The organism is Amycolatopsis sp. lyj-23 (genome assembly GCF_046549135.1).
In the GTDB taxonomy this organism is placed as follows: domain Bacteria; phylum Actinomycetota; class Actinomycetes; order Mycobacteriales; family Pseudonocardiaceae; genus Amycolatopsis.
Map to the genome: position 1 here is coordinate 418,518 of NZ_JAJPWN010000007.1, position 20,354 is coordinate 438,871.

At 72.8% G+C, this 20,354-nt stretch carries 20 protein-coding genes; 8 read left to right on the forward strand and 12 right to left on the reverse strand.

Annotated elements, in window-relative coordinates; genetic code table 11:
• Positions 1-1,188: a glycosyltransferase gene (locus tag ACLJPY_RS19920; RefSeq protein ID WP_410590424.1), complete on the forward strand. Its 1,188-nt coding sequence runs from the start codon at positions 1-3 to the stop codon at positions 1,186-1,188.
• Between the two features lie 45 nt (positions 1,189-1,233).
• On the opposite strand, the gene ACLJPY_RS19925 is transcribed toward ACLJPY_RS19920, so the two are convergent.
• Complete coding sequence (locus tag ACLJPY_RS19925; RefSeq protein ID WP_410590426.1) at positions 1,234-1,584, reverse strand: L-rhamnose mutarotase; 351 nt, start codon at positions 1,582-1,584, stop codon at positions 1,234-1,236.
• 14 nt (positions 1,585-1,598) lie between these two features.
• Positions 1,599-2,360, reverse strand: coding sequence for a FadR/GntR family transcriptional regulator (locus tag ACLJPY_RS19930; RefSeq protein ID WP_410590427.1), 762 nt, complete (start codon positions 2,358-2,360; stop codon positions 1,599-1,601).
• Positions 2,361-2,510: 150 nt separating this feature from the next.
• On the opposite strand from ACLJPY_RS19930, the gene ACLJPY_RS19935 reads away from it, so the two are divergent.
• The 5 genes from ACLJPY_RS19935 to ACLJPY_RS19955 all read left to right on the forward strand — a co-directional run bounded on the left by ACLJPY_RS19935 (position 2,511) and on the right by ACLJPY_RS19955 (position 7,633).
• Complete coding sequence (locus ACLJPY_RS19935) at positions 2,511-3,779, forward strand: ABC transporter substrate-binding protein (protein ID WP_410590428.1); 1,269 nt, start codon at positions 2,511-2,513, stop codon at positions 3,777-3,779.
• 4 nt (positions 3,780-3,783) lie between these two features.
• Positions 3,784-4,731, forward strand: a complete 948-nt coding sequence (locus ACLJPY_RS19940) for a carbohydrate ABC transporter permease (protein ID WP_410590430.1) — start codon at positions 3,784-3,786, stop codon at positions 4,729-4,731.
• A complete protein-coding gene (locus ACLJPY_RS19945) occupies positions 4,731-5,558 on the forward strand; it encodes a carbohydrate ABC transporter permease (RefSeq protein ID WP_410590431.1) in 828 nt (275 codons plus the stop codon). Before ACLJPY_RS19940 ends, ACLJPY_RS19945 begins: the two co-directional genes overlap by 1 nt.
• A 1-nt stretch (position 5,559) precedes the next feature.
• Entirely contained in the window at positions 5,560-6,735 is a 1,176-nt protein-coding gene (locus ACLJPY_RS19950; protein ID WP_410590433.1) for a mandelate racemase/muconate lactonizing enzyme family protein, read from the forward strand.
• 94 nt (positions 6,736-6,829) lie between these two features.
• Complete coding sequence (locus ACLJPY_RS19955) at positions 6,830-7,633, forward strand: hypothetical protein (protein WP_410590435.1); 804 nt, start codon at positions 6,830-6,832, stop codon at positions 7,631-7,633.
• 93 nt (positions 7,634-7,726) lie between these two features.
• Here ACLJPY_RS19955 and ACLJPY_RS19960 read toward each other — a convergent pair whose 3' ends face one another.
• The 5 genes from ACLJPY_RS19960 to ACLJPY_RS19980 form a co-directional block, all read right to left on the reverse strand.
• Positions 7,727-8,596, reverse strand: a complete 870-nt coding sequence (locus ACLJPY_RS19960) for a DUF3592 domain-containing protein (protein ID WP_410590436.1) — start codon at positions 8,594-8,596, stop codon at positions 7,727-7,729.
• A 99-nt stretch (positions 8,597-8,695) separates the two neighbouring features.
• Positions 8,696-11,446, reverse strand: coding sequence for a helix-turn-helix transcriptional regulator (locus ACLJPY_RS19965; protein ID WP_410590438.1), 2,751 nt, complete (start codon positions 11,444-11,446; stop codon positions 8,696-8,698).
• Between the two features lie 81 nt (positions 11,447-11,527).
• Positions 11,528-11,989: a hypothetical protein gene (locus ACLJPY_RS19970; protein WP_410590440.1), complete on the reverse strand. Its 462-nt coding sequence runs from the start codon at positions 11,987-11,989 to the stop codon at positions 11,528-11,530.
• 29 nt (positions 11,990-12,018) lie between these two features.
• A complete protein-coding gene (locus ACLJPY_RS19975) occupies positions 12,019-12,591 on the reverse strand; it encodes a VOC family protein (protein ID WP_410590442.1) in 573 nt (190 codons plus the stop codon).
• A 111-nt stretch (positions 12,592-12,702) separates the two neighbouring features.
• Complete coding sequence (locus ACLJPY_RS19980) at positions 12,703-13,551, reverse strand: SCO6745 family protein (RefSeq protein ID WP_410590443.1); 849 nt, start codon at positions 13,549-13,551, stop codon at positions 12,703-12,705.
• A gap of 256 nt (positions 13,552-13,807) precedes the next feature.
• Between ACLJPY_RS19980 and ACLJPY_RS19985 the strand changes: the two genes are divergently transcribed.
• The gene (locus ACLJPY_RS19985; protein WP_410590445.1) at positions 13,808-14,332 is read left to right on the forward strand and encodes a hypothetical protein; all 525 of its coding nucleotides are present in this window, start codon (positions 13,808-13,810) and stop codon (positions 14,330-14,332) included.
• A 42-nt stretch (positions 14,333-14,374) separates the two neighbouring features.
• Here ACLJPY_RS19985 and ACLJPY_RS19990 read toward each other — a convergent pair whose 3' ends face one another.
• On the reverse strand, positions 14,375-14,773 hold the full coding sequence (locus tag ACLJPY_RS19990) for a winged helix-turn-helix transcriptional regulator (protein ID WP_410590447.1): 399 nt from the start codon (positions 14,771-14,773) through the stop codon (positions 14,375-14,377).
• Between the two features lie 101 nt (positions 14,774-14,874).
• Between ACLJPY_RS19990 and ACLJPY_RS19995 the strand changes: the two genes are divergently transcribed.
• Positions 14,875-15,684 (forward strand): alpha/beta fold hydrolase, encoded by an 810-nt coding sequence (locus ACLJPY_RS19995; protein ID WP_410590449.1) that lies wholly within the window; start codon positions 14,875-14,877, stop codon positions 15,682-15,684.
• A gap of 365 nt (positions 15,685-16,049) precedes the next feature.
• Here ACLJPY_RS19995 and ACLJPY_RS20000 read toward each other — a convergent pair whose 3' ends face one another.
• The 4 genes from ACLJPY_RS20000 to ACLJPY_RS20015 form a co-directional block, all read right to left on the reverse strand.
• On the reverse strand, positions 16,050-16,967 hold the full coding sequence (locus tag ACLJPY_RS20000) for an ABC transporter substrate-binding protein (protein ID WP_410590450.1): 918 nt from the start codon (positions 16,965-16,967) through the stop codon (positions 16,050-16,052).
• A gap of 75 nt (positions 16,968-17,042) precedes the next feature.
• Positions 17,043-18,332 (reverse strand): LLM class flavin-dependent oxidoreductase, encoded by a 1,290-nt coding sequence (locus ACLJPY_RS20005; protein WP_410590451.1) that lies wholly within the window; start codon positions 18,330-18,332, stop codon positions 17,043-17,045.
• On the reverse strand, positions 18,329-19,462 hold the full coding sequence (locus ACLJPY_RS20010) for an LLM class flavin-dependent oxidoreductase (protein ID WP_410590453.1): 1,134 nt from the start codon (positions 19,460-19,462) through the stop codon (positions 18,329-18,331). The genes ACLJPY_RS20005 and ACLJPY_RS20010 overlap by 4 nt, the downstream gene beginning before the upstream one ends.
• Positions 19,463-19,742: 280 nt before the next feature.
• Positions 19,743-20,222: a TspO/MBR family protein gene (locus ACLJPY_RS20015; protein WP_410590454.1), complete on the reverse strand. Its 480-nt coding sequence runs from the start codon at positions 20,220-20,222 to the stop codon at positions 19,743-19,745.
• Positions 20,223-20,354 lie beyond the last annotated feature (132 nt).

Sequence of the window (20,354 nt, forward strand, 5' to 3'; positions counted from 1 at the left end):
ATGCGGGTGCTGCTGACCACGTACGGGACGCGCGGGGACGTCGAACCGCTGGTGGCACTGGCCGTCGAGCTCCGGGCCCTCGGCGCGGACGTGCGGATGTGCACCCCGCCGGACGAGGAGTTCGCGCACCGGCTGGACGGTCTCGGGATCGAGGCGGTGGCGGCCGGGCCGCCGGTCCGGGCGCTGATGCGCGCGACGGCCCCGCCGACGGCGGCGGAACTGACGAAGTACCGGGCCGAGCTGCTCGAGACGCAGTTCGACGTCCTCCCCGCGGCGGCCGCCGGCTGCGACGCACTGGTGGCGGCCGGGCTGGCCCAGGTCGCCGCGCGCTCGGTGGCCGAAGCCGCGGGCGTCCGCTATTTCTACGCGACCTATGCGGCGGTCAACCTGCCGTCGCCGCACCACGCGCCGCCTCCGCGGCCGGGCTGGCCGGAGCCGTCGGGAGCGGACAACGCGGCGCTGTGGAAATTCGACGCCCGGCAGGTGAACGCGCAGTTCCGCGAGCCGCTCAACGCGCACCGGGACGCACTCGGCCTGCCGCCGGTGGACAACGTGCGCGACCACGTCTACTCGGACCGGCCGTGGCTGGCGGCGGACCCGGTGCTGGGCCCGCCTCCCCCCGGTCTGGAAGTGGTCCGGACCGGCGGGTGGACCCTGCCCGACGACCGGCCGCTGCCGGCCGAGCTGACGGCGTTCCTGGCGGCCGGGCCGCCGCCGGTCTACGTGGGCTTCGGCAGCATCACCCCGGCCCCGGACATCGCCCGCTGGTCCGTCGAGGTCGCTCGCGCGCGAGGCCACCGGGTGCTCGTCTCCCGCGGCTGGGCCGAGCTGGCCGTGGACGGCTGCTTCGCCGTCGGCGAGGTCAACCACCAGCGCCTGTTCGGCGAGCTGGCCGCGGTGGTCCACCACGGCGGCGCCGGCACGACGCAGACGGCCGCCCGGGCGGGCGTCCCGCAGCTGGTGGTCCCCATCCGCTTGGCGGACAACCCGTACTGGGCCGGTCAGGTGGCCGCCCACCGGATCGGCGCGGCCCTCGACGGCCCGACGGCCACGCCGGACTCCGTGACCGCGGCGTTCGACACGGCGCTGGCGCCCGGAACCCGGGCGCGGGCGAAGGCGCTGGGGCCGCGGATGCGCACCGACGGTGCAAAGGCGGCGGCCCGTAGGCTGCTCGACGAACTGCGGTGAGCCGCCGCCCGGAACGGCGCCGAACGTCCCAAGTGGACGGTGCAGCTACGGAGGGGTGATCACCGGGCCCGGCGAGAGGTGCCAGACCTCCGCCATGGGCGTCCACCAGGAGCCCCCTTCACGCGCGGAAAGGGACTCCTGGCAGGGGTCCGTCAGCTTCCACCACCGCTGCGTCTCGGGATCCGCGGCGATGCGCGCCTGATCGGCGTCGTGGTCCTCGCCGACGTACTCGTAGTACCCGAACAGCAGGTCGTCGTGCAGGAAGATGGTGAAGTTGCGGATGTTCGCTTTCCTCAGCGTCTCCTCGACCGCGGGCCACACCGCGGCGTGCAGCCGCAGGTACTCCTCGCGCCGCTCCGGGCGCAAGCGGATCAGCATGCCGTAGCGCTGGGCCATGGGGTTCCTTCCGGTCAACGCTCGAGGCGGCCGGCGTCGCCGGCGGAGGCGGGGCGGCGGGCGAGCCACGCCTCGGTGATGTGGTCGAACATCGCCTTCCCGGCGCCGTCGGCGTCCCCGGCCGCGATCCGTTCGTAGACCCGGCGGTGGCCCTGGTTGGAGGCCACGCACAGGGCGCGCTCCCCCGGGCCGACGTACCGGGCGGTGTTGACGACCTGGCTCTCCAGCGCACGCACCACACCGCGGGCCAGGCGGTTGCCCGAAACCTGCATGATCGTGTCGTGGAAGGCGAGGTCCTGCTCGCGGTAGGCGTCGGGATCGTCGACGAGCTCGTCCATGAGGTCCACCAGCTCGCCCAGCCGGGCGACGACCTCGGGGCCGGCGGTCCGCGCGGCGACCTGCGCCATGTCCGATTCGAGCAGCCGCCGCGTGACCACCAGGTCGTCGAGGACGGCCGACGTCTCGTCCTCGGCGATCACCGCGGCCAGCACGAGCTCGTCCAGCATGTTCCACATCGACGCCGGGTTCACCACCGTGCCCGCGCCTTGGCGGACCTGGACCAGGCCCTTCGCCTGCAGCAGCTTCACCGCTTCGCGGACCACGGTCCGGCTCACCGCGAAGCGCTCGCACAGCACCGGTTCGGCGGGCAGCGACGTCCCGGGCGGGTGGACCCCGCGAACCACGCGGTCCACGAGTTCGGCGGTGACCGCGCTCGCCAGGTTCGCGGGCCGGCGCACCCAGTCGGGGGCCGTGGGCTGCCGGTCTGATGCCGTCATCGTTCCTCCGGTCGCACTGCGTCGACCTGCGTCGGACGCAGGAGCAGCTTACACAGCGCCGCCGTTGACGTCATACGTCATACGAGTTACGTTTCTGCCCACTCGCCGGGCCACTCCCCGCCCGGCCACCGTCTGGAGAAGTGAGCAGCGATGAAGCAGCGCACACTATTCTCGGCCGCCCTCGTCGCGGCGTTGGCGTTGACCGCGGGATGCGGCAGCGCCGCCGGGCCGGCCGCCCCGACCGGCGACGCGAGCAGGAAGCTCGTGGTCTGGGACTGGAAGTCCGGTGACGCCAAGGCCGCCGGGTACGTGGCGAAGGCCAAGGCCGAGTTCGCCAAGCAGCACCCCGGCGTCACGGTGGAGTTCGTGGCCCAGCCCTTCGACCAGTACTACACCCTGCTGGGCGCGGCGGTCCAAGCCAAGCGCGGGCCGGACGTGATGCTCTTCAACGGCGGCGGGCAGCTCCGCGACCGCGTCGCCGACCTCGTCCCCCTCGACCCCTACGTCGCCGACGACCGGTCGCGGCTCAGCGGCTGGGACGCGTTCGCCAAGGACGGCAAGGTCTACGCCGAGCCGGTCACCCTGCAGGGCCACCCGTTCTACTTCGACAAGGCGCTCTACGAGAAGGCCGGGCTGAACCCGGCGGCCCCGCCGCGGACCTGGGCCGAGTTCGTCGGCGCCTGCGGCACCATCGCCGCCAAGACCGGCGCGAAGTGCCTGGCGCTGGGCAACAAGGAGGGCGACGGGATCCAGTTCTTCCTGTCGGCACTGGGTTCGGCGAGCCTGACGCCGCAGGAGTACGACGACTGGATCGCCGGCAAGCGGAACTGGACCTCGCCCGACGTCAAGCGGATCTTCGAACTGTGGAAGCAGGCCAACGACACCGGACTGAACACCGACGGCCCCAACTCCACCGCGATGTTCAACGACGAGTTCGCGCTCTTCCAGTCCGGCAAGGCCGCCAACGTCATCGGGCTGATGTCCGACGTCGGGCACTGGAAGGACTTCGCCGAGTTCCTGGGCGCGGACAAGGTCGGCGTGATGACCGCGCCGCAGGTCAACCCGGCCGCCACGCCGAGCCTGCCGTACGACGGCGGCATCGGCTACGCGGTCGCGAAGGGGACGAAGGACCCCAAACTGGCCGCGGACCTGGTCCGGTCGCTGAGCTCGACGGAGGCGTTGAAGTCCTTCTACGCCGACAGCGGCGCGATCGCCGCGGACACCTCGATCGACGTCTCGGCGGGCGGACCGGCCGTGGCCACGATCGTCTCCGAGGTCAAGAGCGGCAAGCCGGCGTTGCACGTCGCCCTCTCGTCGAAGACCCTCGACCTCATGGGACGGCTGTCGCAGCAGCTGCTGAGCGGGTCGGTCGGCGTCGACGACGCGCTGCAGCAGCTGGCCGCGTCGGACAAGGGCTGACGACGTGACCGGATACTCCCCGGCCCCGGTGGACCGGGCCCCGGCCCGGCCCGCCGGGGCACCCGCGCCGCCCCGGCGCGCCCACCGCGGCACGCGGCTCGACCGCTTCGCGCCGCTCGTCCTCGTCGCCCCGGCCGTGCTGGTCGTCCTCCTGCTTCGGCTGTGGCCGCTGCTGCTCGGCGTCAACTTCTCCTTCACCGGGGACGGCGACCGCAACGGCACGGCCGTCGGCTTCGACAACTACGCCACGCTGTTCGGCGACCCGCTGTTCCGCACCGCGCTGCGCAACGTCGGGCTGCTCGTGCTCCTGCTCCCGGTCGCCGTCGCCATCCCCGGCCTGCTCGCCACCTTCATCCACCTGAAGGTGCCGGGCCACCGGCTCTACCGCGGCGTGTACTTCTTCCCGGCGGTGCTCTCCCCGGTGATCGTCGGGGCGATCTTCAACCTGCTGCTGGCCTTCGACGGGCCGGTCAACGCCCTGCTCGGTTACGCCGGGCTCGGCCCGGTGGACTGGCTGGGCGACCCCGGTGTCGCGATCTTCGCCGTCGTCGGCGTGCACGTCTGGGCGACGTTCGGGATGGCGCTCGTCGTCTTCCTCGCCGGATTCTCCACTTTGGACTCGTCGTTGCTCGACGCGGCCAAAGTGGACGGTGCTTCGCTGCCGCAGACCATCCGGCACGTCATCGTCCCCGGCCTGTCCCGCACCATCCAATTCGTCTTCGTCACGACCATGATCGGCATGCTGACGTCGATGTTCGGCCTGCTCTACGTGATGACCAGCGGCGGCCCGGCCGGGTCGACCTACCTGCCCGAGTACTACGTCTGGATCCAGCAGGGCCAGCTGAACCAGCCCGCGCTCGCCTCCGCGGCGTCGACCGTGCTGTTCCTCATCATGCTCGTGGTCGGCCTGGCCCAGATCGGCATCCTGCGGCGCGCGGGGAGGGAGGACTGATGGCGGGTGCCCGGCTCACGAAGCGGCTGGCCGCGATCCCGATGGCGGCGCTGGCACTGGCGACGGTCTACCCGCTGGTGTTCACCACGAACGTCGCGATGAAGGACCGGCGGGAGTACACCCTCGACCGGTTCTCCCCCGCCGGTTCGCTGCGCTGGGACAACCTCGCACGCGCGTGGTCGAGCGTGGGCATGTCCCGGTACTTCCTGAACTCGGTGGTCGTCGTGGCGTGCTCGGTGGCGGTGCTCCTGCTGCTCGGGTCCATGGCGGGCTTCGCGCTCGGCCGGCTGCGCTTCCGGGGGTCGTCGGCGGTGTTCCTGGGCATCCTCGCCGCGCTGTTCGTGCCGTTCCAGGTGATCATGGTGCCGCTCGCGCGGATCATGGCCGGCAGCGGGCTCATCGACACCTACCCGGGGCTGGTGCTCGCCTACGTGGCGCAGTTCCTGCCGTTCACGGTCTTCCTGATGACCAGCTACTACGCGGCCGTGCCGGCGGAGATCGTCGACGCCGCCCGCGTCGACGGCAGCACCGTCTACGGCGTCTACTGGCGGATCATGCTCCCGCTGGGTGCGCCGGCGCTGCTGTCGGTCGGCGTGCTCAACGCGCTGTTCTGCTGGAACGACGTGCTGATCGCGCTGGTGATGATGCCATCCGCGGACCACCGCACGCTCATGGTCGGCGTCACCGCGCTGCGCGGGCAGTACTCCGCCGACATCCCGACGTTCGCCGCCGGGGTGCTGATCGCCGCGGTGCCGGTCTTGCTCGTCTACCTGTTCCTGCAACGCCAGATCGCCGACGGGGTCACCGCCGGGTCCACGAAGGGATGAAATGCGCATCACTGGTTTCCGGGCCCTCACGACCGTCCAGGACTGGGGCCGCCCGATCGGCGACGCGAACGGCGTCCACGCCGGCGGTGTCGTCCGGACCCCGATCGTCGTCGTCGAAACCGACGAAGGCGTCACCGGCGTCGGGCTGGGTTCGCACGTGCTGGCGGAGACGGTCTTCGCCGCGATCGAGGGCGAAGACCCGCGCGGCGTGATCGCCCTCTACGACCGGATGCTGCGGCGGACGTTCAAGGCGGGGCACGCCGGTGCGGTGTTCGGCACCATCGGCGCCTTCGACACGGCGTTGTGGGACATCAAGGCGCAGCTGGCGGGCGAACCGCTGTGGCGGCTGCTCGGCGGCCGCGACCGCCGGGTGCCCGCGTACGCGTCGGGTCTCGACATCGCACTGGACGACGACGAGCTGGCCCGGCTGTACCGGACCTACGCCGGCCACGGGCTGCGCGCGGCGAAGCTCAAGGGCGGGCTGGACATCGACCGCGACCACCACCGCCTCGGCCTGGTCCGCGACGTCCTCGTCGAGGCGGGCGCCGGTCGCCGCCCGGGCCTGATGCTGGACGTCAACGAGAACTGGACGCGCAAGCAGGCCGTCCGGCACGTCGGCGAGCTCGAGCGGACCTTCGACCTGACCTGGATCGAGGAACCGGTCCGGCGCTGGGACGTGGCCGGCCACGCGGCGGTCGGCCACGGCGTCCGCGCCTCGATCGCCACCGGCGAGAACCTGACCGGGCTGGAGCAGCACCGCCCGCTGATCACGGCGGGCGCGGTCGACGTCGTCCAGACGGCGGCGGGCTGGGGCGTCACCCACTTCCTGCGGGTGGCGGCCCTGGCGCACGCGCACGACCTGCCGGTGAGCCCGATCGGCACGACCCCGGTGGGCCTGGTCCACGCGGCGACGGCGGTGCCGAACCACCTGGTGACGGAACTGCAGGACCTCCACCCCCCGGTGGGCGTTTCGGTGGCCCACGAGATAGCCGACGGCGCGTACATCCTGGCCGACACCCCGGGATTGGGGATAGCACTGGACGAAGCGGCGATCAAGGCCGCGGGCGACCGCGTCCCGGACCCGTCCGCGGGCGGCTCCCACATCCGCCCGGACCGCGCGGGCTTCCACCTGCTCCCGACGACGAACAACGGCGACCGGGCTTCGGCGGAAGCCTGAGGCTCGGCCGGGGGCCCGAGACGAGGTGGCTTTGCTCGTCCCGCAGCGGCGCCGGCTTGTTACGCGGACCGCCACTCATCCGACTTCCCTGGGCATGTGGCAGTCATTGCGTGACCTGATCGGGTGGCTGGGGCGGTCGGGCCCGGACATCGCGGTCAACCTGATCGCGGCGGCGATCGGCGGCGTCGCCGTGTGGACGACCGGCCGCACCCGGCGGCGGGCGCGGTTGCTGCGGGCGCGGAAGTTCTGGAAGCACCCCGGTGACCGTGGCGTGACGATCGTCGTCGGCGCGCAAAGCCGGGGGTGGCTGGACGCGTGGGAGCGGTCGGGCCTGATCGGACTGGGTGACGCCGAAGCGCTGGCCTCGATCGAGGAGCAGCTGCGGTCGTTCGGTTTCGGCCTGACGGTTCGGTCCGCCGAGGACATGGCCGGCGCGGACCTGCGCCGAGACCTGGTGCTGATCGGCGGCCCGGACGCCAACCCGGTGACGGCCACCATGATCCAGCGGATCCGGCCCGCGCCGACCTTCGCCTTCCCCTATTGGCGTGACCACGTGGTGCTGCTGGTCGACCGAACCACCGGCCGGGAGTACCGCCCCGAATACGACGACGACGGACACCTCACCGCCGACTACGGGGTGGTGGTGCGGGCGCCGAACCCGCTGGCCGGCGACGGCACCGAGGTGATGATCCTCAGCGGCTGCTGGGGCCACGGCACCGCCGCTGCCGCGGAATCGTTGCGCAGCAAGGCACTCCACCGAGCCGGTGTTTCCACGCGGCGCCCGTTCGAGGCTTTGGTGAAGGTGGCGGTCGCCGACCGGCGGAACCACACCGTCACCGTCCTCGAGGTCCGGCCCCTCGAGGTCCCGGCGGAACACTCCGGGACCAGGCGCCGTTAGCGGTGCTTCCACTCGACCCGGATTCAAGCGAAGACGCCATGTCACGACGTCGGTGGCGACCGACGACCAAGTCCCCGGACGAGTCAGCCGCTCTCAGTGGTCGGTCACGACCCTGGCGGGAACCAGATACGGCCGCTTTCTCTTGGCCCCGGCCGGAAACAGCACCGCCAGGTTCTCCCCGGTCCCCGCGACCCAGACCGTCCGGCGCGGCCGGTCCGCCAGCTCGGCGACGCCGTAGGCGTGCGCGCCGCGGGCGTTGATCGTTGGTCCGTCGCGGTAGCTGATCCGCAGGTCCGGCGGGTGGTGGTCGGCGGCGGTCAGGCGCCGGTGCGGGGTGATGGTCACCTCGGCCGGGTACCAGCCCGTGCGGCGGGCGGCGGCCAGGCGGCGGGACCAGCGGATCCGGCGGAACACCGCCACCGGGAACAGAACCACGCCGGCGATGAGCATCACGACAGCGGCGCTGTTCGTGGCCCGGTCCTCGTTGGGTCCGTCGGCGGTGCGGACCCGGGCCGGCCGGGCCGGGTCGGTCGTGACGACGACGTGGTCGCCGACCGCGTACCCGCGTTCGGAGGTTTTGACGATCCAGACCCGCTTCTGCGCGCCGCCGAACGCGTAACCGACCTCGATGAACTCCCCGGCCTTCGACTTGCGCCGGACCGCGAGAACCGTGCCGTCGCTGTGCACGCCCGTGCGCAGCAACAGGTCGGCGGCCCGGTCCAGCTCGTGCTGCACCGCGAAGCACCCGCCGATCAGGGCCGCGGCGGCCAGCAGCGCGAACGTCCAACGGCGTCCGCCGGCCCGCAGCCGCCGCCGTCCCGGCACGGCCACCCGCGGGTCCGGACGTCCGGCAGGCAGTCCGCTGTCGCGCTCGGCGACCGCGGGCCCGGCCGGCCGCGAGGGCGGTGGAGGCGGCGGCCGGCGTCGAACCGGTCTGCCGAACGCGTGCTCCCCAGTCCCCATCGCGCCATGCTAGGCCCGTCCCCGGCCGCCGAAGGCCGCCTGTGATGCAACCGGAAAGTCCCGCGGCGGCAGGTTTGCCCGGCGGCGTACTCGAACGCCTCAAGCACCAGCGAAAGCAGCGTCACGCAGCTGGCGGCGTGAGCTGATCCCGAGCTTCGTGAAGATCTTGCGCAGGTGCCATTCCACCGTGCGCGGGCTGAGGAACAGCCGGGTGCCGATCTCGGGGTTGGAGTAGCCCTCCGCGGCCAGGCGGGCGATCTGGAACTCCTGGGCGGTGAGCTCGCCGGTCGGCTCGGCCGTGCGTTTGCGCGCCGTCTCGCCGGTGGCCTGCAGCTCGCGCCGGGCGCGCTCGGCGAACGCCGCCAAGCCCATCGCCGACAGCTGCTCGTGGGCGGTGTGCAGCTGCGCGCGGGCGTCCACGCGGCGGCCCTCCCGGCGCAGCCATTCGCCGTACAGCAGGTGGGTGCGGGCGAGGTCGACGCGCAGCGTCGTCGCCTCGAGGCAGGCGATCGACTCGCGGTAGCGGTCTTCGGCGTCAGCGCCGCCCAAGGCGCGCACGCGGGCGTCCAAGCCCCTCGCCTCCGCGGTCCCGGCCGCCTCGGCTCGCTCCGCCGACCGCTCGGCCGCTGCCCGGAGCCGAATTTCGTCGCCGGTCCGGGACGCCGCCTCGGCCAGTTCGGCGGTGACGAGGCCCTGGAACCCGACGACGTCGAGGTCGAACACGCGGCGGGCGGCCGCCAGCGCGGCGTCGTGGCGGCCGAGGCCGTTGTACAGGACCGCCCGTCCGTAGTCGGCGAAGGTCACCAGCCGGAGCTGGCCGCGCGCCGACGCCTGGCGCGCGGTCTCCTCGAACAGTTCCAGCGCCTGGGCTTCCCGGCCGCGGAACGCCTCGAGCAGCATCGCGGCGTAGCCGACCGGCGCGTTGCCCGTCACGCCGGCGATCACGCGGTCCTCTTCGATCGACGCCGCCGCCGCGGTGAGCTCGCCCGCGAGCAGCTCGTTGACGGCGAGGAAGTTGAGCGCGAACTGGAGCTGCACGAGCGCGCCGGCGTCGCGGGCGAGCCGGACCTGCCGCTCGGCGAACGCCCGCGCCGCCGCGAAGTCCGCGGCTTCGGTGGCGACCATGCCGCCGGCCCGGTTGCCCAGCAGCCAGAGCACCCGCCCGGTGTCCTCGGTCCCGACGTCGAGGTCGCGGACCGCCGCCAGCGCCCGGGCCAGCAGCGGCGCCGCGGCCCGGTGGCCGTCGGTGAACCGGGTGGCCAGTGCGTCCAGGACGAGGTCGACGGCGCGGGGCGGCGCGGGTGCCGGGGGCGCGGCGCGGGTGGCCTCGGCCGCCGCGACGAGATCGCTCGGCTCCGGACCGGCCCAGAGGGCCGCCGCCAGCGCTTCCAGGTACGTCTCCCGCGCCCGGTTCGCGTCGAGCGGGGCGAGCCGCTGCGCCGCACCCAGCAGGAGCCGGGCCGCGTCGCCGCCGCGCCGCCGGTCGAACGCGATCTGCCCGCGCAGGCGCTCGATTTCGGCGGCCCGGCCGGCGTCGGGCGGGCCGGCCGACGCCGAGTCGAGGAGGCCGAGCGCCTCTTCGAGCGCGCCGGCGTCGCGTTTGACCGCGGCCGCGGCGAGTTCGCGGTCCGCGCGCCGGGCCGGCTCGGGCGTCAGCAGGGCCGCCTGTTCGAAGAACGCGGCCGCGGCGACCAGGCCACCGCGGGCCCGGGCGCGTCCGGCGGAGCGTTCGAGGTCGGCGGCGACGTCCTCGTCCGGGGAGACGGTCGCCTGGGCGCGGTGCCAGGCCCGGCGGTCGGGGTCGCGGTCCGGGTCGGTCACGGCCGCGAGCGCCCGGTGCACGTCCTGCCGGTCCCGGGCCGGCGCCGACCGGTAGACGGCCGAGCGCACCAGCGGGTGGCGGAACCGGATCCGGCGGCCGAACTCGATCAGCCCGGTCGCCTCGGCGGCGGCCGCGGGGTCGGCACCGAGGCCGAGCTCGCCGGCCGCGGCCCAGAGCAGGGTGGCGTCCCCGAGGGGTTCCGCGGCGGCGATGAGCAGGAGCCGCCGGGTGTCGGCCGGCAGCGGCTGCAGTTGCTTGACGAAGCAGTCTTCGATGCGTCCGGCCAGCGCCATCGCCCCCGGCGGCCCGAAGCCGACGGCGGGCTCGGCGGGCGTCCACGCGCGGGGCAGTTCCAGCAGCGCCAGCGGGTTGCCGTGGGTTTCGGCGAGGATCCGGTCGCGCACGCGGCCGTCCACCGGTCCCTTGAGCACCGACGCCAGCAGCGCGGCCGACTCGGCCTCCCCCAGCCCGCCGACCGGGAGCTCCGGCAAGCCGGCCAGGTCGAACTCGCGACCGGTTTCCCGCAGCGCGAAGACGACCACGATCCGCTCGGCCAGCAGCCGGCGCGCGACGAAGGCCAGGACCACCTCCGACATCCGGTCGAGCCACTGCACGTCGTCGACCAGGCAGAGCAGCGGCTGTTCCTCGGCCACGTCGGCGAGCAGCGTCAGCACCGCCAGCCCGACCAGGAAACGGGTCGGCCGGGGGCCGGAGCTGAGCCCGAACGCCGTGCCGAGCGCTTCGCGCTGGGGTTCGGGGAGCCGGTCGAGCCGGTCGAGGAACGGCGCGCACAGCTGGTGCAGCCCGGCGTAGGCCATCACCTGCTCGGATTCGACGCCGGCGGCGCGCGCGACGCGGAATTCCCGCGCCTGCGCGTGCACGTACTCCAGCAGCGCGGTCTTGCCGATCCCGGCCTCGCCGCGCAGGACCAGCACCCGGCCGCGCTCCGCCCGGGCGTCGGCGAGCAGCCGGTCGAGCGCGGCGCACTCGCTGTCGCGTCCGATCAGCGCCGGTCCACGCCCCGGCATGCGCACCTCCTGCGGCCGGCCGGCGACGGCGGGACGAAGGTGCCGGGCGGTCGAACAGTAGCGCAGCGCCGTTCCGGCCGGTCAGACGTCGTCGCGGGCCGCCGCGTTCCGCGCCTCGATGGCCTTCGCGGTCTTCGCCAGCTCCCCGCCGAGGACCCGGCGGCCCAGCAGCCCCAGCAGGCCCCCGAGCAGCCGTCCCTTGAGGTTCTTGCCCTCCCGGACGACGACGGCGTCGACCTGCGTGCGCCCGTCCGCCAGCCGGGTGAACGTGTACGTGTGCCCCGACGCGCCGCCCCACGTGTTCGAGTCGGTGGTCTTCATGACGACCCGGGCCGGGTCGGACCAGTCGTAGCTCAGGCGCTCCCAGATGCCGCCCGACCCTTCGGTGACGTCGGCGTGGCCGGGCCCCTGGTCGTGCACGCGCAGGTACTCGCCGGCGCTGCGGCCGAACAGCTTCGCGCGTTCGGGGCCGAAGTCGGTCAGCCCGGCGAGGAACTGCTCGGGTGACGCGGTGGTCAGCTGCCGCAGGTGGATCGTGGACATGCTCGTCTCCTGGTTGGTGCGAACGGGGTTCAGGCGTCCTGGTGGTCGGTCATGTACCGGGCGTACCAGGCCGGCCACTGCTCGTCGTACCGCCCGGTTTCCTTCTCGTGCTCGCCGTGCGCGGCGGCCGCCCGCTTCAGGGCCTGCTCCAGCTCCTCGGCGGAGTCGTAGGCCACGCCGGAAACGCGTCCGGGGAACCGGGTGGTGATCTCCTGGAGCAGCCAGGTGTTGCCGTCGGGGTCACTGAAGGACGCGAACGAGGAGTAGGTGCCGTGGCCGGGGTGCACGCCCGGGGCGAAGGCGCCGGTTTCGTCGCGGTGGAACACCTCGCTGACGGCGACGCCGTACCCGGCCAGCTCCTTGCGGGCGGCTTCGATGTCGTCGACGACCAGGTAGGTGCCGCGCACCGACCCGGGGGCGGCGTCGGTGATGCCGGTGCCGAAGTGGACCGACGCGGCCGACCCCGGCGGGGTCAGCTGGACCACGCGCGAGGTCCCGAACACGATGTCGGCGTCTTCGCGCCAGCCGAGGGTCTTGTAGAAGTGCTTGGTCCGGTCGACGTCGGTGACGGGCAGGACCACGACTTCGAGCTTCATGTCCATGACGGGCAACTCCTCTGTGTGCCGGGCGGCGGGTTCGCCGCCCGACATTCACAGTGGCCCTCGGCGGGTCCCGTTCGCCCCAGGGAGACACCCTGGTCCGGTCCCGGGCGGCTACTGCCGGGCGAGGACCCAGGGCATGAACTTCTCGGCCAGGGCCCGGCTGAAGGGCCGGACGAGTTCCTGCACCTCGGCGCAGGCGGACTCGCCGATGTGGGCGTAGGGCGCGGTGCTGTTCTCGTCGGTCGCCCGCTCGAGTTCCGCGCGGCGGGCCGCGCCCGCGGGCGTGAAGGCCAGGTCCGGGTCGCCGGTGAGCCAGTCCCGCTCACGGAGGTCGTCGACGGCCCGGCGCCAGTCCTCTTCGGACCACGACCGGGAGGTGCGCAGGGTCTCGGCGGGAACCGCCCCGGAGGCGGCGTGGGTGACGAGGGCTTCGATCCCGTTCAGGCCCGCGGTCAGGAGGGCGGCGACGTGCGCGTCGCCGCGGTACTCCCGCAGCAGCGTCTGCGCGTGCCAGAGCACCAGGTGCGGCTCGCTCGGCCACGGCAGGGCCGCGTGCGCGGCGAACAGCGGGCGGCCGGTGACGTCGCCGTCGATCGATTCGGCGGCTTCCCGCAGGACCGCGGCGGCCCGGCGCATCTCCGCCGAGCCGATCGCGTCGCCGAGGGCGCCCCGCAGCGCCTGATCGACCGCGGCGTACCGCGCGGCGAGGACGGCGGCCGGCTCGGCGGCGGACCAGGCGGCGGCGATCGACTCCCGGACGAGGACCGGGTTGAAGTTGTAGAAGGTCGCGACGACGACCGGGGCGGGAACGGCACCGAGCGCCGCGGACCTCGACGCGAAGTAGCCGGCCCGCCCGGTGAGGCCGAGCTGCCGGTAGGCGGCCGCGGCTTCCGGGGCGAAGTAGATCATTCCGTGGTAGGGCTCGATCACTCGCCAGGTCCGGCGCGCCGCTTCGATCACGCGGGCAACATACCATCCGGTCGGTACGGCGTGGAGGGGTTCAGCCGGGCCGGGTCGGCTGGTTGTCCCCGGGCCGCCGGCCGCGGTCCGCCCCACCTGACACGACGCGGGAAACCGGTGCCGCCGGTAGCTCGTTCGGGTGAACGCGGCCGCGGGCGCTCAACCGGTTCCGCTCCCGGTGCGTTCCCCCGACGCGGTTGCGCTCGGAACCGCGAGAGCACGGAAACCCGGGCTCACGACGAGGGAGGAACCCGAAATGAACGTTTCCTGGAAGCGGTGGGCGGCCGGAACTGCCGCCGGAGCCGCGACGCTGCTGGCCGCCGCCGGTCCGGCGGGGGCGGCGCCGCACGAGGTCCGGGTCGAGGCGGTCGGCAGCGCCACGCCCGTCACGGTGGCGGACCTGACCGCCGCGCACCCGGAGAGCGTGGCTTCGACCCTGTACTGCGCGGTCCGGGACAACACCTTCGGCTGCCAGCAGGGCACGCCGGGCGACGGGCTCGTGGTCAGCATCCTGTACTTCGACATCAACTTCACCGGCTCGCAGGTGGTGGTCTTCAACCCGGCCTACCACGTCGGCTGCACGTCGGGGACGACGGACAACGAAGGCGGGGCCAACCTCGGCGCCGCGTCCGACCAGATCAGCTCGGTGCGCACCTACAACCACTGCGACATCAAGTTGTTCGACGGGACCAACGCGACCGGCACGGCGACCGGGTGGCTGGACGAGTCCGCCAACCTCGGGTCGATGAGCGACCGCGCCAGCTCGTTCAAGATCTCCTGACCGGCTCGCGTGGGCCGGCGTCCGGACGCCGGCCCACGCGTCCTACCGCCGGGTGGGTGCCGCCTCATCGGCGGCCGCGTTCGCCCGGTCGATCGCGGCCATGTGCTCCTCCGCCCAGGTGCGCAGCGCGGCGAGCGGGACCTCGAGGGAGTGGCCGAGGCCGGTGAGGCGGTAGTGCACCCGCGGCGGCACCGTCGGCTCCACGCGGCGCTCGACCAGGCCGTCGCGGGCGAGGCTCTGCAGGGTCACCGACAGCATCTTCTGCGAGATGCCGGGCATCCGGCGCTGCAGTTCGGCGAACCGCACCTCGTCCGGGCCCGCTTCGGCCAGCACCTTGACCGCCATCGACGTCCACTTCGTGCCGATCCGGTCCAGCAGCAGCCGGGTCGGGCAGGCGGGGTCGAAGAGGTCGCCGCGCGCGCCCTTCGGGGAGGGGGTCACCTGGAGCTCACCACCTGTCGGGAAAGTGCCGTCTTGGCCGGGTCGCCTCGGTTACCTAACCTCAGCCGGTAACCAATGGTAACCGTCACGGAGGAGGCAGTGTGCACGAGCAGCGGGTCACGGCGAACGGCATCGAGATCAACGTGGCGATCACCGGGCAAGGGCCGGCTTTCCTGCTGCTGCACGGCTTCCCGCACACGTGGCGCCTGTGGACGGCGGTGGTCCCGCACCTGGCCCGGCGGCACCGGGTCATCGCCCCGGACCTGCGCGGTCTCGGAGCGACCAGCCGCACGGAAGACGGCTACGACGCCGGCACCCTGGCGGCCGACGCCGAAGCGCTCCTCGACGCACTGGCCGAACCGGCGGCGACGGTCGTGGGCATCGACGCGGGCGCCCCACCGGCCTTGCTGCTCGCGATGCGGCGGCCGGAGCGGGTCCGCCGGCTCGTGCTGATGGAGTCACTGCTGGGCGGCCTGCCCGGCGCCGAGGAGTTCCGGCCGCCGTGGTGGTTCGGGTTCCACTCGGTGCCCGGTCTGCCTGAGACTGTCCTCACCGGCCACGAGGCGGAGTACATCGGCTGGTTCCTCGACGCCGGCACGCGCGGCCGCGGCGTGCCACCCGCGATCCGCAACCACTTCACCGAGGCGTACACCGGGACGGAAGCGTTGCGGAGCGCCTTCGGCCACTACCGGGCGATGCCGGAAAGCGCGGCCCAGATTGCGACGGCGGCCGCAACCGGCCGGTTGACCGTGCCGACGGTGGCGATCGGCGCCCAGCCGGTGGGCAATGCCCTCGCCCAGCAACTGCGGCCGGTGACGGACGAACTCACCACGCACCTCATCGAGGACTGCGGTCACATCATCCCGCTGGACCGCCCGGAAGCACTCCTTCCCTTACTGACCACCGACTGACTCGCTCTGGTTGCGCCGTTGGTGGGCCGTTGGGCTGAGGCCGGTCACGGCTTCAGCTGAGGCTTTGCCTTGCCGCACAGCCGCCTCGCCCGATGGGCGCGGGGTGCCACGGGAGGCGCTTAAGCTGCCGCCGACGGCAGGGCTCGCGGGCCGGGAGCGGGCTCGAAGGCGGGCCGCCACACAGCAGCTACCTCCACCCTTACCTCGCCGACAACCGCGTCCCCCGCCGGAGGGCCGCCGCGCCGCCACCGGCCAACGGTCTCAACCCGACCCCTGCCACGACGGCCGCCTGCCAAAGGCGGTGTCCATACCGGACGGACCACCCCATGGGACCCTCCAGATGAGACCTCCAGCCCACTACCTCCTCACCGCAAGCCTTGCTGCGACAGCCAATCCTTCGCCACGTCCGCCGCCGTCTCGCCGTCCGTGTCCACTCGCTTGTTCAGGCCGCGCATTCCTTCCGTCGTCAGCTTGGCGCTCACCGCGTCGACCGCCGCCTTGAAGTCCGGGCCTCGCTCGTCCAGGACCTTCTTGTTCACCGCCGGGACCACGTTCTCCGTCGGGACCATCGCCAGGTCGTCCTCGAGCGCCGTGTACTTCGCGTCACCCGCCAGCGGGCTCACCGAGTCGACCGGGATCAGCGTGACCGCGCCGGAATCGAGCTGCTGCACGCGCGGGCCGAGCTCTTGTACCGTCTGGAAGCTCGCGTTCGTCAGCTTGTACACGTCCGTCAAGCCCTTGAAACACGTCAGCCGCTTCTCGCACTCCGGGCCGCCCGCCAGGACCACCTTGTCGAGCTTCTTCAAGTCGCTGATCTTCGCGAGGCCCTTCGACTTCGCGAGGTCCGCCTTCACGATGTAGGTGTTCTTGTCCTCGGCGGGCGCGTAGTTCAGCAGCGCCACGCCGTTGGGCTCCAGCAGCTTCGCCAGCTGCTCGTGCTCGCCCTTGGCGTCCTTCACCGGTTCCTTGCCGAACCCGGCGGCGATCGCCGAGCCCTGGTACTCCGGGATGAACTGCAGCTCACCGGACTTCAGCGAGGGGTAGATCAGCTCCCGCGAGCCCAGGTTCAGCTTCCGCGTCACCGGATAACCCTTGGCTTCCAGCGCCTGCGCGTAGATCTCCGCCAGGATCTGGCTGTCGGTGAAGTTGAAGGACGCGACGACGATCGGCGCCCCGCCCTTGCCCGGCGCGGCGGGTTTTTCGTCCCCGCCTCCGCACGCCGTCAAGCCCAGCGCGGCCACCGCCACCAGCGCGGCCACTCGGATGTTCCGGGTCCAGCCCACGTCCCACACTCCTGTCGTCGAATTCGGACAGCAGGACACTAGCCAGCACCACCGACAGAAACCACATTCCGGGATTCACCCGGACAGGTGCTCACGCAGCGTCGAGCCGGTGTACTCGGTCCGGAACCGCCCCTGGCGCTGCAGGATCGGCACGACGTGGTCGACGAACGCGGCCAGCTCGTAGGGCAGCGTCGAACCCATGATGGTGAACCCGTCGACGGCTCCGGCGTCCTGCCAGGCGATGATGTGCTCGGCGAGCTGCTCCGGCGTGCCGGCGAAGTGGACCTGGCCCGCTCCGCCGGTGATCCGCGCCGCGATCTCGCGCAGCGGGGCGCCGGGGCGTTCCCGCGCCGCCGCGGCCAGCTGCCGCAGGCGGCTCGACCCGCCTTCGGCGCGCAGCTCGGCGGGCAGCGGGGCGTCCGGGTCGAACGCGTCGGGGTCCAGACCCGCGGTGTACAGCGCGTTCTGCCAGCGGAACTCCGGGCTGGCCAGCTCTTCCAGCCGCCGGGCCTTCGCCTTCGCCTCGGCCTCGGTGCCGCCCAGGGTCACCATCAGAGCCGGCAGGACGCGCACCCGCGACGGATCGCGGCCCGCCTGGCGGATCCGGGCGTCGAGCTCGGCGCGGAACTCCACCGCCGCCGCCAGCGACGGCGGCCCGGAGAACACCAGCTCCGCGTACCGCGCGGCGAGCCCGATCCCGGCGGCCGACTGTCCCGCCTGGACGAGCACCGGCCGCCCCTGCGGCGACCGCGGGAACGGCAGCACGCCTTCGACGTCGTAGAACCGGCCGTGGAACCGCGGCGCGTGCAGCTTGGCGCGATCGGCCCAGACGCCCTTCTCCCGGTCGCCGACGATCGCGTCTTCGTCCCAGCTGTCCCACGCCCGGGTGACGACGTCGACGAACTCGTGCGCGCGTTCGTAGCGGTCGGCGTGCTCGGGGTGCGCCTGCTCGCCGAAGTTCGCCGCGGCGAGCGGGGTGATCGTGGTGACGATGTTCCACCCGGCGCGGCCGCCGCTGAGGTGGTCGAGGGTGGCGAACCGGCGCGCGAGCTCCCACGGCTTGTTGTAGGTCGTCGACCCCGTCCCGATCAGCCCGATCTTCTCCGTGACCGCGGCCAGCGCCGAGAGCACCGAAACGGGGTCGAACTGCGTCTGCGGCAGGTGGGTGACGCGGTACTCGGCGATGGCGATGTTGTCGGCGAGGAAGACCGAGTCCAGCAGGCCGCGCTCGGCGGTCCGCGCGATGTCCGCGTAGTACGGCAGCCCCAGCACGCCGCGGACGTCGTCGTCGACGACCCGCCACGCGGACTCGTGGTAGCCGTTCGGCCAGACGAAGGCGTTGAAGTGGAGGGACTTCCCAGTCACAGTGCTCCTTCGAGGACGGCCGCCGCATCCGCGACGGTACGCCCGTGCACCGCGGGGCGGCCACCGTACGGGTCGTCGCCGGTCCACAGTGTCGTCGGCGCGGCGGCGCGGACGACGGGCACGACCTCCGAGGCGAACCGTTCGAGCATGTCGAGCTGCTGCTCGTGCGGGATCATCGTGGGCAGGCTGAACGACTGCAGGTCGTGGCCGTAGGCTTCGTGCCACCACAGGATCTTCTCGGCGATCTGCTGAGGACTGCCGACCAGGACCGGCCCGCGCTCGATGGCGTCGTCGATGGTCGGGAACTCCATCGCGTTGCCCGGTGTGTGGTTCCCCGGCTGGTTGAAGATCGCGACGATCTTCTCGTAGGTCGGGCCGAACGCCTCCCGCGCCTCCTGCGTCGTGTCGGCCAGGTACAGGAAGCCCGCTCCCGCGCCGACGAAGGCGAACCGCGGGTCGTGGCCGTGCTCGGCGTGGTGCTTGCGGTAGTGCTCGATGAGGACGGTGTAGTTGTCCCGCGGCTGGATCGCGTTGGCCGAGAACAGCGGGTCGCCCCACTTCGCGGCCAGCTCCGCCGACGTCACCGTGGTCGCCGAACCGTGCCAGACCCGGGGCGCGCCCGCGTACGGCCGCGGCAGGCTGGTCACCGCGTCCAGCGCGTCGCGGAACCGGCCCGACCAGGTGACGTCCTCTTCGCGCCAGAGCCGCCGCAGCAGCTCGTACTTCTCGGCGAGGGCGGCCCACTGGTCGCCGTTATCGATGCCGAACATCGGCAGCTGGCGCAGTTCGTTGCCCTTGCCGATCACCAGCTCCAGCCGTCCGCGGGAGAGCTGGTCGACGGTGGCGTAGTCCTCCGCGACCCGCAGCGGGTCGTGGAGGGACAGGACCGAGACGCCGGTCTGGATCCGCACCCGGGTGGTCGTGGCCGCGATCGCCCCCAGCAGCACGGTGACCCCGCTGCTCAGGAAGTGCCCGGCGTGCCGTTCGCCGAGCGCGACGGCGTCGAACCCGAACTCCTCCGCGCGGCGCGCCGACGTGAGCGCCTGGGCGAAGCGCTCGTCGGTCCGGACCCGGCGGCCGGTCACCGGGTTCGTCAGGTGGGGCAGGATGTCCAGGACCTGGAATCTCATCGGGTGGCTCCGTCCGCTTCGCGACTCGCGGTCATCGTGCCGATCGCGGGGCCCGTGCGGTCAAGTCGTCCCACCGGCCGGGCGCGGGCTGGGAAGCGGCCCTCTGCTCGCTCGATATCACCCGAACGGGTGGCAGCAGCGGTCACGGCCTTCCGGCCCTGGCGAGGGCGGCCGCCACCGGGACAGACTGGGAGCAAGTCACCGGTCTCCGGTGGCCCAGGTCCGCGGCCGGTTCAAACCAGAGCCACCGCAGACCGCCCCCGCCACCCGGCGGCCGTGGTCACCGGTTCAGCAGGACGATGGCCGCGTTGAGGGCCGTGGCGAAGAGCGTCCACGCCAGGTAGGGCAGCTGCAGCGCGGCCGCCACCGCCGACCGCCGCCGGAACACCACCAGCGTGCCGGCGAGCACGACGTCCAGCACGACGATTTCCACCAGCGCGAGCGTGTACGCGCCGGCGGCGAAGAACAGCGGCGTCCAGGCCGCGTTGAGCACCAGCCCGGCCGCGTACCAGGCGAAGTCACGGCGCGTGCCGCCGGCTCGCCAGAACAGCCAGCCCGACAGGGCGATCAGCAGGTACAAGACCGTCCACACGGGACCGAAGAGCCACGGGGGCGGCGCCCAGGCCGGCTGGACGAGCCCTTCGTAGACCGCACGCGACTGCGTGGCGGCCAGGCTGCCGACGACGGCCACGGCGGTCACCGCGGCGAGGAAACCGGCCAAGGCCAGCGGGGCCGGGGTGGAACGGGGCACTGTCGTCACGCCGGTTCTCCTCCGGTCGGGTCAGGCGATGCAAAGTCGTTGCGCTGGCCTTCAACATACATCCGAATTCGTAGGTGCGCTGGTAGTACGCGATGCATCTTCGATGCAAAGTGCGGTGTTCGGTTGCCGGAT